This is a genomic window from Rhodoferax sp. GW822-FHT02A01 (assembly GCF_038784515.1).
In the GTDB taxonomy this organism is placed as follows: Bacteria; Pseudomonadota; Gammaproteobacteria; order Burkholderiales; family Burkholderiaceae_C; genus Allorhodoferax.
Map to the genome: position 1 here is coordinate 2,609,156 of NZ_CP152376.1, position 11,735 is coordinate 2,620,890.

11 protein-coding genes are annotated in these 11,735 nt (G+C 64.0%); 8 read left to right on the top strand and 3 right to left on the bottom strand.

Features of this window, described 5'->3' with window-relative positions:
• The first annotated feature begins 5 nt into the window (after positions 1-5).
• The 8 genes from AAGF34_RS12305 (at position 6) to AAGF34_RS12340 (ending at position 8,443) form a co-directional block, all read left to right on the top strand.
• Positions 6-1,511: a GMC family oxidoreductase gene (locus AAGF34_RS12305; RefSeq protein WP_342620889.1), complete on the top strand. Its 1,506-nt coding sequence runs from the start codon at positions 6-8 to the stop codon at positions 1,509-1,511.
• Positions 1,508-2,275: a 3-ketoacyl-ACP reductase gene (locus AAGF34_RS12310; protein WP_342620890.1), complete on the top strand. Its 768-nt coding sequence runs from the start codon at positions 1,508-1,510 to the stop codon at positions 2,273-2,275. The genes AAGF34_RS12305 and AAGF34_RS12310 overlap by 4 nt, the downstream gene beginning before the upstream one ends.
• Positions 2,272-3,885, top strand: coding sequence for a GMC family oxidoreductase N-terminal domain-containing protein (locus AAGF34_RS12315; RefSeq protein ID WP_342620891.1), 1,614 nt, complete (start codon positions 2,272-2,274; stop codon positions 3,883-3,885). The genes AAGF34_RS12310 and AAGF34_RS12315 overlap by 4 nt, the downstream gene beginning before the upstream one ends.
• A gap of 14 nt (positions 3,886-3,899) precedes the next feature.
• Positions 3,900-5,069: a dihydrodipicolinate synthase family protein gene (locus AAGF34_RS12320; protein WP_342620892.1), complete on the top strand. Its 1,170-nt coding sequence runs from the start codon at positions 3,900-3,902 to the stop codon at positions 5,067-5,069.
• Positions 5,066-5,380 carry a Dabb family protein gene (locus AAGF34_RS12325; protein ID WP_342620893.1) on the top strand — a complete coding sequence of 105 codons (315 nt, stop codon included), beginning with the start codon at positions 5,066-5,068 and terminating at the stop codon, positions 5,378-5,380. The genes AAGF34_RS12320 and AAGF34_RS12325 overlap by 4 nt, the downstream gene beginning before the upstream one ends.
• The gene (locus tag AAGF34_RS12330; RefSeq protein WP_342620894.1) at positions 5,367-6,647 is read left to right on the top strand and encodes a glycerate kinase; all 1,281 of its coding nucleotides are present in this window, start codon (positions 5,367-5,369) and stop codon (positions 6,645-6,647) included. The genes AAGF34_RS12325 and AAGF34_RS12330 overlap by 14 nt, the downstream gene beginning before the upstream one ends.
• A 12-nt stretch (positions 6,648-6,659) precedes the next feature.
• Positions 6,660-7,160: a heme-degrading domain-containing protein gene (locus AAGF34_RS12335; RefSeq protein WP_342620895.1), complete on the top strand. Its 501-nt coding sequence runs from the start codon at positions 6,660-6,662 to the stop codon at positions 7,158-7,160.
• Positions 7,161-7,489: 329 nt separating this feature from the next.
• Positions 7,490-8,443 carry a TIGR02285 family protein gene (locus tag AAGF34_RS12340; protein WP_342620896.1) on the top strand — a complete coding sequence of 318 codons (954 nt, stop codon included), beginning with the start codon at positions 7,490-7,492 and terminating at the stop codon, positions 8,441-8,443.
• 3 nt (positions 8,444-8,446) lie between these two features.
• Here AAGF34_RS12340 and AAGF34_RS12345 read toward each other — a convergent pair whose 3' ends face one another.
• Genes AAGF34_RS12345 through AAGF34_RS12355 form a run of 3 tightly spaced genes read right to left on the bottom strand, consistent with a single transcriptional unit; the run spans position 8,447 to position 11,599 of the window.
• Positions 8,447-9,181 (bottom strand): ABC transporter ATP-binding protein, encoded by a 735-nt coding sequence (locus AAGF34_RS12345; RefSeq protein ID WP_342620897.1) that lies wholly within the window; start codon positions 9,179-9,181, stop codon positions 8,447-8,449.
• Complete coding sequence (locus AAGF34_RS12350) at positions 9,126-10,367, bottom strand: FtsX-like permease family protein (protein WP_342620898.1); 1,242 nt, start codon at positions 10,365-10,367, stop codon at positions 9,126-9,128. Before AAGF34_RS12350 ends, AAGF34_RS12345 begins: the two co-directional genes overlap by 56 nt.
• An 8-nt stretch (positions 10,368-10,375) precedes the next feature.
• A complete protein-coding gene (locus tag AAGF34_RS12355) occupies positions 10,376-11,599 on the bottom strand; it encodes an efflux RND transporter periplasmic adaptor subunit (RefSeq protein ID WP_342620899.1) in 1,224 nt (407 codons plus the stop codon).
• Positions 11,600-11,735 lie beyond the last annotated feature (136 nt).

Below are 11,735 nucleotides of genomic sequence, written 5' to 3' on the forward strand. Positions count from 1 at the left end.
GTGCCATGAAGGCTTATGACGTGGTCATTGTGGGGTCCGGTGTGGGCGGCGGCGCAGTGGCGCTGCAGCTGGCCGGCAGCAATGCCAAGGTGCTGATTCTGGAGCGCGGCCCGACCCTGCCGCGCGAGCCGCAGAACTGGGACCCGGTGGCGGTGTTCTGCGAGCACCGCTACCACACCAGTGAAACCTGGTGGGCGGACGAGCGGCCGTTCCGGCCCGGCATGTTCTATTTCGTGGGCGGCAGCACCAAGTTCTATGGCACCGCCATGTTCCGCTTCCGTGCGCGCGATTTCGAGGAAGTCCGGCACCCCGAAGGCGTCTCACCCGCATGGCCGATTGGCTACCAGGACCTGGAGCCCTGGTACGGCAAAGCCGAGCAGCTGTTTGGCGTGCGCGGCCAGGCAGGGGCCGACCCATCGGAGCCGCCCCGCTCCAGTGGCTATGCGCACCCGCCCATTCCGCATGAGCCGGTGATTGATGCCATCGCACAGCGCTTGCGCGCGCAGGGTCTGCAACCGTTTCCCATGCCCAGTGCGGTGGATTTCGGCCCCGGTGGCCGTTGCCAGCGCTGCGCCAATTGCGATGCCTTTCCCTGCCAGATCAATGCCAAGGGCGATGCCGAAACCCGTCTGATCCAGCCCGCTTGCCGCAGCGCCAATGTGGAACTCATGACCGATGCGTTGGTGGAAACGCTGGAGACCGATGCCACGGGTCGGCGCATCGTCGCGGCCGTGGTGGTGGTGGGCGGCGTGCGCCAGCGCATCGTTGCCAACACCTTTGTGCTGAGCGCCGGTGCCATCAACTCGGCAGCGCTGCTGCTGCGCTCGGCCAATGCGCACAACCCGCGCGGCCTGGCCAACAGCTCCGACGTGGTCGGGCGCCACTACATGACGCACAACACCAGCGCACTGATGGCGGTGCACCCCTGGAAGATCAACACCACCCATTTTCCCAAGACGCTGGCGGTGCACGACTACTACTTCGGCGAAGGCGAGGGCGACACCCCGCTGGGCAGCCTGCAGCTGCTGGGCAAGATCAAGGAGCCCATGCTGCGCGGCGCCCTGGGCCATGTGCCCCGCTTCATCCGCCACGCGCTGGCGCAGCGCAGCGTGGACTGGTATGCGCAGAGCGAGGACCTGCCGCATCCCGAAAGTCGCGTGACCCTGCGCCCGGATGGCGCCATCAACCTGCACTGGCACCGCAGCAACTTGCAAACCCACAGGCGCTGGGTGGCCAAGTGCAAATCCATACTGCGCGCCACCGGCTACCCGGTGGTGCTGTCCGCGCCTTTCGGGACCGACGTGGTGTCGCACCAGTGCGGAACCATTCGCTTTGGCAATGACCCGCAGACCTCGGCGCTGGACCCTTTCTGCAGGGCCTGGGACCACGACAACCTGTTTGTGATGGACTCCAGCTTCTTCCCGTCCTCCGCGGCGGTCAACCCGGCGCTGACCGTGGCCGCACAGGCTTTGCGCGTCGGCAACCACATCCGTGAAAAGGTCCTGGCATGACGGACGCAAAACCCCTGGTGGTGGTGACCGGCGCGCGCCGGGGCATAGGTGCCGGCATTGCGCTGGAGTTCGCACAGCGCGGCTTCCACGTTGCCATCACCGACATCGATGCCGAGGGCTCGCAGGAGGTGCTGCAGGCGGTGCGCAGCCAGGGTGTGCAGGCCTCTTTCTTTGCGTCTGATCTGGGTGATGTGCAGGGCCACGCCGCACTGGTGGAGCGCATTGCGCAGTGGGGCGGTCCCATCAGCTGCCTGGTCAACAACGCGGGCATTCCATCCCCCGCGCGGGGTGACCTGCTGGAGGTCACGCCCCAGTCCTTTGACACGGTGCTGGACGTCAACCTGCGCGGCACCTTCTTCCTCACCCAGGCCGTGGCCCGCCACATGCTGGCCACCACGACGGACCATGCGCGCTCCATCGTCACCGTGTCGTCGGTGAGCGTGGAGATGGCCTCCATCGAGCGCGCCGAATACTGCCTGTCCAAATCCGGGCTGGGCATGCTCACGCGCCTGTTTGCCCTGCGCCTGGCGCCTCATGGGATCGGTGTGTTCGAAGTGCGCCCCGGCGTGATCAAGACCCCCATGACCGGCCCGGTGGCGCAGAAGTACGACGAACGCATCGCTGCCGGTCTGGTGCCCATGGGGCGCTGGGGATTTCCCGCCGATGTGGCTCAGGCCGTTGCCACCCTGGCGCAGGGTAAATTGGGCTTTTGTACCGGCAGCGTCGTCCATGTGGACGGCGGCCTTTCCCTTCCACGACTATGACTACCGATTCCTTCGACTACATCATCACCGGCGGCGGTTCGGCCGGTTGCGTTCTGGCCCGGCGCCTGAGTGAGGACCCTCATATCAAGGTACTGCTGCTGGAAGCCGGCGGCAGCGACGGCCACCCGTTCTTCCATTGGCCCGCAGGGTTTGCCAAGATGACCAAGGGCATAGGTTCCTGGGGCTGGCACACGGTACCGCAAAAGCACCTGAACAACCGCGTGCTGCGTTTCACACAGGCCAAGGTCATAGGGGGTGGCTCGTCCATCAACGCCCAGCTCTACACCCGTGGCGTGCCCGCCGACTACGACGAATGGGTGAGCGAGGAGGGCGCCACCGGCTGGGGCTATGAAGACGTGCTGCCTTACTTCAAGAAGGCCGAAAACAACCAGCGCTTTGCCAACCGCTACCACGGCTACCAGGGGCCGCTGGGCGTGTCCAACCCGATCAGCCCGCTGCCCATCTGCGAGGCCTACTTCCAGGCGGGGCAGGAGCTGGGCATTCCCTTCAACCCCGACTTCAATGGCGAAACGCAGGGTGGCCTGGGCTACTACCAGCTCACGCAGCTCAACGCGCGCCGCTCGTCCACCTCCATCGCCTACCTCAAGCCGGTGCGCGATCGCGCCAACCTGTCGGTCATGCTGCACACCATGGCCACGCGGGTGGTGATGGAGGCCGACCGCGTGGTGGGTGTGGAAGTGGTGCAGGGCGGCGGCAGGACTGGCACCGTATTGCGCGCCAATCGCGAGGTGATTGTTTCCTCCGGCGCCATGGGCTCGCCCAAGCTGCTGATGCAATCGGGCATAGGCCCGGCCGATCATCTGCGCACGGTGGGCGTGCCGGTGCTGCACGATCTGCCCGGCGTGGGCTCCAACCTGCAGGACCACCTGGATCTGTTCGTGATTGCCGAATGCACCGGTGACCACACTTACGACAAATACAACCAGCCGCACCATGCCGCTTGGGCCGGCCTGCAGTACCTGTTGTTCAAGAAAGGGCCGGTGGCCTCCAGCCTGTTCGAGACGGGTGGCTTCTGGTATGCCGATCCCAAGGAGCGCGCCCGCTCGCCCGACATCCAGTTCCACCTGGGCCTGGGCTCGGGCATCGAAGCCGGTGTGGCCAAGATGAAGAACTCGGGCGTGACGCTCAACTCCGCCTACCTGCGGCCCCGCTCGCGCGGCACCGTGCGTCTGGCCAACGCCGATCCGTCTGCCGCGCCGCTGCTGGACCCCAATTACTGGTCCGACCCGTATGACCGCACCATGGGCATCAAGGGGCTGCGCCTGGCACGCGAGATCCTCAGCCAGCCGGCATTGCAGCGCTACGTCAAGGCCGAGGTGCTGCCGGGTGCGAACCTGCGCAGCGACGAAGACCTGTTCCGCTACGCCTGCGAACACGCCAAGACCGATCACCACCCGGTGGGCACTTGCAAGATGGGCCCGGCCACGGACCGCAACAGTGTGGTCACGCCCGACCTCAAGCTCATCGGCCTGCAAGGCATACGCGTGGTGGACGCTTCGGTAATGCCGCGCGTGCCCTCGTGCAACACCAATGCCCCTTCCATCATGGTCGCCGAAAAAGGGGCGGACCACATCCTCGGAAAACTCTGACGCTACGCATTCCCATGACACACACGCTCCAACTTCCCCAGGCCGACGGCAGTCTCAAGCCCTACACGCCCAAGGCGCAGCCCATCGCGCCGGCGCGCGCACTGCCAGCGTTCAACCGCACGGTGTATGCCGCATCCCACGTGGTGATCAACCCGTGTGCCACGCAGAACCCGTTTGACGATTCACCCGTGGTGGACTGGGACACCACGCTGGCGTTCCGCGACCACCTGTACCGTCTGGGCTTCAAGGTGGCCGAGGCCATGGATACCGCGCAGCGCGGCATGGGGGTGGACTGGGCCGTGGCGCGCGAGCTGATCCAGCGCTCCATCCGCCATGCGCGCACCGTGCCCGGTGCCGATCTGGCCTGCGGCGTCGGCACCGACCAGCTCGCAGCCGGACCCGAGGTGACACTGGAGCAGGTCGAGCGCGCCTACCGCGAGCAGTTCGAGGTGGTGCAGGCCGAAGGCGGCACCGCCATCCTCATGGCCAGCCGCGCCCTGGCGCGTGCCGCCAGGTCCGCCGATGATTACCACCGCCTGTATGGCCGCCTGCTGCAGGACAGCGACAAGCCGGTGATCCTGCACTGGCTGGGTGAGATGTTCGACCCGGCACTCAAGGGCTACTGGGGCAGCAGTGACATCCCCACCGCGCTGGACACGGTGACCGCACTGATACGTGCCAACGCCTCCAAGGTCGAGGGCATCAAGGTGTCCCTGCTGGAAGCCAAGTGGGAGATCGAGCTGCGCCGTCGTCTGCCCGCGGGGGTGAAGATGTACACCGGTGACGACTTCAATTACGCCGAACTGATCGCGGGCGACGCGCAGGGTCATTCGCACGGGCTGCTGGGCATCTTCGACCCCATCGCGCCGGTGGCAGCCGTGGCCTTGGGCGAGCTGGCAGCAGGCAACACGCAACGCTACCGTGAACTGCTGGACCCCACCGTCGCCCTGTCGCGCGAAATCTTTCGCGCGCCCACGCGCCACTACAAGGCCGGCGTGGTGTTCCTGGCCTGGCTCAACGGACATCAGCGCCATTTCTCCATGGCTGCCGGGGCGCAGGCATCGCGCGGCATTGCGCATTACGCCCGCGTGTTCGAGCTGGCCGACCAGTGCGGCGTGCTGGCGCAACCCGACCTGGCGCTGGCACGCATGCAACAGCTGCTGGCAGTACAGTGCGGCCTATGACACCATCCCTACCCGTTCGCCATATCGTCCTGTTCAAGTTCAACGCCAGCGCCACTGCGGCGGTGATCGCGGAACTGTCCCAGGCCTTTGCCGCCTTGCCGAAGTTGATCGAGGGCGTCAGCGCCTTTGAGGCCGGCGAGAACAACAGCCCCGAAGGGCTGAACCGTGGTTTCACCCACGCCTTCGTGCTGACCTTTGTCGATGCCGCGGCACGCGCGCACTATCTCCCGCACCCGCAACACCAGGCCTTTGTGGAGCGCCTCAAGCCGTATCTGGAGGATGTGCTGGTGATCGACTATGACCTGGGCTGAGATGGCGCCGCACGATGTGCTCATGCAGCTCTACCGAGCCGCGCTGGATGCGGCCGATCCGCTGCAGGTGATTCCGCCGCTTCTGCCGCCGCCGCCCTTGGGGCGCACGGTGGTGGTGGGCGTGGGCAAGGCCGCCGCTGCCATGGCACAGGCCGTGGAGGCGCACTGGCAAGGGCCCGTGAGCGGTGTGGTGGTGGTGCCCGAAGGTGCTACGCGCCCGCTGCGCAACATCCGCGTGTTGACAGGCAGCCACCCGGTACCGGATGCGAGCAGCGTGCGCGGCGGTGATGCGCTGCTGCAGGCCGTCAGCGGTTTGCATAGCGACGACCTGGTCATTGCCCTGGTGTCCGGCGGTGGCTCTGCGCTGTGCGCCAAACCTGCGGATGGGCTCACGCTGGAAGACAAGCAAAGCATCACCAAGGCGTTGCTGCTGCGCGGGGCGTCCATCTCCGAAATCAATACCGTGCGCCGGCATCTGTCGGCCATCAAGGGCGGGCGCCTGGCCGCCGCGGCTTATCCGGCGCGCGTGGTCACCCTGCTGATTTCCGACATCCCCGGCGACGAGCCCACGCTCATCGCATCCGGGCCGACCCTGCCGGACGCCAGCACCTGCGCCGATGCCCTGGCCGTGCTGCAGCGCTATGGCATCACCCATCTCCCGGCGGTGCTGGAGTCGCTGCAGGCAGGGCGTTGGGAGTCGGTCAAGCCGGGTGACGCGCGGCTTGCTGCCAACACCCACGCGGTGGTTGCCAGTGCCTGGGACGGCATGCAGGCAGCAAGCCGCAAGGCGGCCAGTCTGGGGCTGGCGTGTCACATCCTCTCCGACGCCATGGAAGGCGAGGCCCGGGATCTGGCCAAGGCCCATGCGGCGATTGCCCTGAGCGTGGCGCAGCACGATGTTCCCTTCAAGGCGCCTTGTGTACTGATCTCCGGCGGCGAAGCCACCGTGACCGTGCGCGGCAAGGGCCGTGGCGGTCGCAACACCGAATTCGCTCTGGCCATGGCCCTGGCCCTGAAAGACCAGAAGGGCGTGCAGCGCATCCTCGCCCTCTCCGCCGGCACCGATGGGCTGGACGGCAAGGCCGATGCCGCGGGCGCCTGGATCAACGACCAGACCCTGGCGCTGGGCGCGCAGCGCGGCCTCTCGGCCCTGCAGTGCCTGGACGGCAACGACAGCGCCAGCTTTCTCGATGCTGCTGGCACGCTGGTTCATACCGGGCCGACCTTCACCAACATCAATGACTTCAGAGCCGTTCTGATCCTCTGAGACACACACCCCATGGACATACCCACCGACGCGCCGCGTGATCTGGCGATCATTGCCCGGCAGGAAGCGCTGCTGCAGTTTGAAACCTTTGACAACACGGTTGCGTGGAACCTGGGCAACGCCCTCAAGGCGCATTGCGAGTCGCAGAGTCTGGCGGTGACCATAGAGATACGCCTGGCCCGCGACACTGTCTTCTTCTACGCCATGCCGGGCACCTCACCCAACAACACGGACTGGGCCCGCCGCAAACGCAACACCACTGAACTGCAGCAGCGCAGTTCGTATGCCGTGGGGCTGGCGCTGCAGGACGGGGAGACCCTGCAAACACAGTCGGGCCTACCCCTGCGCGACTATGCCCACCACGGTGGCAGCTTTCCGGTGCGGGTGCGGGGCGTGGGCTATCTGGGGACGGTAACCATCTCCGGCCTGCCGCAGCGTGACGACCACCGCGTGGTGGTGCAGGTGCTGGCCGACATGTTGGGCGTCTCCATTGAGGGCCTTGTGCTGCCCTGAAGAACATCCTTGCACACGGGGTGAAAGGCAACGCAGTGCCGACGAGGCCTGCATGCATGAATAGTTCTTCACGAACACGCACTTGTAAAACCTTCCAGATACTTTGAGACAGGAAGTGAGAAAATCAAAATAATTGTGCGCAGACATTCATAGCGTCACAGGCTCCTCGCGTCAGTCACAGAAAGTTGGAGGTGGTTGGCAAATTGCATGAAGTTCTGCAATGCGGGGATTGGGGGCGGTGTATCGATTGTCACCATTTGCGACGTTGAAGATGTTGGATTTTCTTCCCCGCAAAGGGCGCACGTTCAATCAGAGGAGGTAGGTCAGGCATGCCCCGCACACCAGAATCCAAAGAATCTCATGGCACTTCGGAATATGTGTCGCGTCGCCGTATGGCGCTTGCGATCGGAGCGATTGCGTGGGGACTTTGCTGCCCGCGAATGGGCAATGCCACTGAGTTACCAACTATCAACTGGATGGTGCAGGATATCGCACCCATATGGATGCTGGATAACGGCAGACCAACCACGGGGACAATGGATGCCATTATTCAAATGTTGATGGATGAGTGGCCCGATGCCAAACACGAATTCACGGTTGTCAGCACACCACGTGCGCTGTCCAATTTAAGTAATGGCGTAGAAAGCTGCCTGGCAGGCAGTGTGAACACTCCGGAGCGGGCGAAATTTTCATACCACTCCCCTGCGTTTCTGGTGGCTCCGCCACAACTGATTGCCCGTCCCCAAATCATTGCCAAGCTTGCAAAAAACTCCAACGGAGAGATCCTGCCTGCGACGCTGTTCGATAGAGCTGACATGAAGGGCTTAATCGAGCAAAAACGCAGCTATGGTCCTGTGTTGGATGCATTGTTAAGTCGACGCAGTCCAAACTCAGGCATCCACGAAGTCCTTAGAGCAGACGCTGGTTCCAACTTGCTCAAGATGGTTGCATTGGGACGTGGAGACTACTTTCTGGAATATGACACGATCTTTGCGTACCAGTTAAATCGAAATCCGGAATTGCGTAGCGCCGGTTTCATCACTGCACCGGTGGCCGGAAATGCCATGGTGAAGTTCGGCTTTTCCTGCCCCAAGACAGAGTGGGGGAGGCGAACCATCAAGAGGATAGATGCATTGATGATCAAGTTTGCCGCCCTACCGGAATTCCAGGCCATTCAATGGAAATGGCAAACGCCAAGTGCGGCCATACGTTACAGAAAAATTCAAGAGGAATTTTTCCGTCAGCGGTCCAAACTCTCTGATCCGAGCCAATTCGACGATTAGCCATTATTCGATGACCATGCCATCCACCACCTGGATGGTCTTGTCACAGCGCCGGGCCAGGTCCGGGTTGTGGGTGACGAAGAGGATGGTGGTGCCTTGCTCCTGGTTGACCTTTCTCAGCAGCGAGAAGACCGCGTCGGCGCTCTTGGTGTCCAGGTTGCCGGTGGGCTCGTCGGCCAATAGCACAGCCGGGTTCATGGCCAGGGCGCGCGCGATGGCCACGCGTTGCTGCTGGCCGCCGCTCATGTTGCCGGCCATGTTGTCCTTCCACTGCGTCAGGCCCACGCTGTCGATCAGCTGCAGCGCCCGCTCGCGCATCTGCGGATTGGGGAAACCGGCCGCGCCCAGCATGGGAATCATCACGTTCTCCAGCGCAGTAAAGGCGGTGATCAGATGGTGGTACTGGAACACGAAGCCAATGGTGTGGCCACGCAGCCGCGTGAGCGAGCTGTCGTTGAGCACCGTGGTTTCTTCACCGCTGATCTGCAGGCTGCCGGAGCTTGGCCGGTCCAGCAGGCCCACGATGTTGAGCAAGGTGCTTTTGCCGGAACCCGACGGCCCCACCACGGCGCAGAACTCACCGCGCTGCAGCTTCAGGTCAATGCCATGCAACACTTCGGTCTCAAAAGGCGTGCCCTGGTTGAAGGCCTTGCGTACCCCCTGCAGATGGACAACGGTTTCTTCAGCCACGGATAGCCACCACCGGATCAAGGCGCGCTGCCCGCAGGGCTGGCGCATAGGCGGCCAACAGGCCGGTCAACGTGGCCAGCACCAGGGCCAGCGCGAAGAGCTGGGGATCAAACTCCAGCGGAAACAGCGGCGTGCCGTCGGCATTGCGCGCCAGCTTCTGCCACAGGCTGAGTGCCGTGGCACCGATGGCGCAGCCCACCAGCGAGCCGCCAAAGCCCAACAGGCCACCCTGCAACAGGAACACCCGCAGGATCTGACTGCGCGAGATGCCCATGGCGCGCAGAATGCCGATCTCGCGCGACTTCTGCACCACCGATACCACCAGCACGCTGGCGATGCCGAAAGCCACCGACAGCCCGACGAAGAAGCGGATGGCCGTGTTGGCTGTGGTCTGCGCGCTCACTGCGGCAAAGAATTGGGCACTGTTCTTGATCCAGCTGTCGGCCTCCACGCCGGTGGCCGCTGCGATGCGCTGCGCCATAACTTCGGCGGCGTAGATGTCGTTGACGGTCACTTCGACACTGGTCACGCCGCCCGACATGTCCAGCAGGCTTTGCGCCATGCGCAAGGTAGTGAAGGTGCTGCGCTGGTTGGCACCCTTGTTGCCCAGATCAAAGATGCCGGTGATGGTGAGTGCGGAGGTGCTGCCGTTGGCTGCAGTCACATGCAGTTTGTCACCCACGTCCACGCCCAGGTCGTTGCTGAGTTCGGTGCCTATGAGGATGTCCGAGCCTGTCAATCGCAGACTGCCGCGTACCAGCTTGTCGCTGAAGTCGACGATGCGGAAGTAGGTGTCAGGCTCAATGCCGGAGACCGTCACCGCCTTGGTGGCGCTGCCGCGCACGGCCAGCACCGAGCCGCTGGCCACCGGTGACACCACCTTGATGCCAGGCAGGGCGCGTACTTGACTGACCACGGCCTGCCACTGGTCTATCGACTTGGCCTGTTGCAACGGCGGCTGGATGATGGCGCCTTCCAGCTGGCCTTTGGGTGCATCGCTGCCGTTGCGTTGCGGGCGCGTCACCTGCTGGGGTTGCAGCAGCTGGATGTGGGATTGGGTGGACAGCACACGGCGGATGAAGTTGCTTTGCAGACCGGCCAGCAGTGCCGACATGAAGACGATCACGCCCACACCAATGGCCACCCCGGCGATGATGAATACAGTCTGCAACCGCCCCTCGCGCAGAAAGCGGATGGACACAATCCATTCAAACGGCAACCAGCTTGTGAACACACCGGCTCCTAATGCACTGTGGCGGCGACGCGCACCCGGTCCCCGGGTTTCACGCTGGGCGATCCCGATACCAGGAGATCACCCTCCTGCACGCCCTGCAGCGCCTCCAGCATGCTGCCACTGCGCAGACCGATCTGCACCAGCACCTTGGCGGCGCGCCCGTCCTGCACGCGCAATACCCAGGGTGCAGCGCTCTCTGCGTCCCGCACCGTAGAGGCGGGCAGCATCAATGCACGGGGGCGGCGTGCCACTTCGATATCGACCGAGACTGTCATGTCCTGGCGTAGCACCTCGGGCGGCTGTGGCACATCGAGCTTGACGTCCACCGCACCGGTCTGGGCATTCACGCCAGGGTTGATATACACCAGCTGCGCTTCAAATTTCTGCTGCGGATACGCATCGGCCGACACCACGGCCTTCTGGCCCAAGCGGATCAGATGCAGGTTCTTTTCGTCGATGGCCACCACGACCTGGGTCTTGCCTTTGGGGGACAGTGTCATCAGCACCTTGCCGGGTTGCACCACGTCACCCACTTCCACGCTGCGTCCGATCAAGGTGCCGTCCAGCGGCGACCGCACCAACGCGTACTTGGCGCGTGCGTGCGCGGCATCGGCCGCAGCGCGCGCCTCTTCCACCGCACTCAGGGCCAGTGCGTAATCGCTGCCGGACTTGCCGGTGGTCTCCAACTGCTTTTGCGCGGAGTGAAACTGTGCATCGGCCAGCTCCGCCGCCTTGCGGGAGTCGTCCAGCGCCGCCTGACCTATGAAACCTTGCTTGAACAAGTCCTGGTTGCGCCTGTAGCTGGCGTTGGCGTTGTCCAGGCTGGACTGCGCCTGGCGCAAGGCCTGCTCCGCCACAGGTGCCTGTACCTCCTGCAATTGGCGCAGTTTGCCCTGTGCCTGGATGACAGCCAGATCGGCCTGGCGTTCGGTGGCCTGCAGTTCGGAGTTGGCAAGGGCTATAAGCAACGTTCCTGCCGTGACGCTGTCCCCTTCGTTGACGGGGACACGCGTCACCGTTGCGGTGATCTGGGAGCCAATGTCCACGCGGTGCGGGCTTTCCACATGGCCGCTGGCAACCACCGACTGGACAAAGTCGTGTCGCACCACGGTTTCCACATTCACCTTGGGGCCCAGCCACCAAGTGACGGCAAAGTAGACGACTGCCAGCAAGGCAAGGGCCGCAGCAATATGCCGCCAGCGCAGTTTCGATGGAAAGGAGATCTTGGTCATGGATGTGGGAAGCGAAGCCGGCAGCGCGGCGCGCAACTACCTGTCGTGCAGCAATGGTGACGCCTTGGTCGCCATCGCTCCTTGACTTGGGACAAGAAAAGCCGCCGCGCAACTTGTCTTTACCCAGGGTGCGCCG

Bases quoted from the DNA above. Each gene is read 5' to 3' on its own strand.
- AAGF34_RS12335 (WP_342620895.1), top strand. From the start codon at position 6,660: ATGGACATACCCACCGACGCGCCGCGTGATCTGGCGATCATTGCCCGG.
- AAGF34_RS12310 (WP_342620890.1), top strand. From the start codon at position 1,508: ATGACGGACGCAAAACCCCTGGTGGTGGTGACCGGCGCGCGCCGGGGC.
- AAGF34_RS12340 (WP_342620896.1), top strand. From the start codon at position 7,490: ATGCCCCGCACACCAGAATCCAAAGAATCTCATGGCACTTCGGAATAT.
- AAGF34_RS12320 (WP_342620892.1), top strand. From the start codon at position 3,900: ATGACACACACGCTCCAACTTCCCCAGGCCGACGGCAGTCTCAAGCCC.
- AAGF34_RS12315 (WP_342620891.1), top strand. From the start codon at position 2,272: ATGACTACCGATTCCTTCGACTACATCATCACCGGCGGCGGTTCGGCC.
- AAGF34_RS12330 (WP_342620894.1), top strand. From the start codon at position 5,367: ATGACCTGGGCTGAGATGGCGCCGCACGATGTGCTCATGCAGCTCTAC.
- AAGF34_RS12305 (WP_342620889.1), top strand. From the start codon at position 6: ATGAAGGCTTATGACGTGGTCATTGTGGGGTCCGGTGTGGGCGGCGGC.
- AAGF34_RS12325 (WP_342620893.1), top strand. From the start codon at position 5,066: ATGACACCATCCCTACCCGTTCGCCATATCGTCCTGTTCAAGTTCAAC.
- AAGF34_RS12345 (WP_342620897.1), bottom strand. From the start codon at position 9,181: ATGCGCCAGCCCTGCGGGCAGCGCGCCTTGATCCGGTGGTGGCTATCC.
- AAGF34_RS12355 (WP_342620899.1), bottom strand. From the start codon at position 11,599: ATGACCAAGATCTCCTTTCCATCGAAACTGCGCTGGCGGCATATTGCT.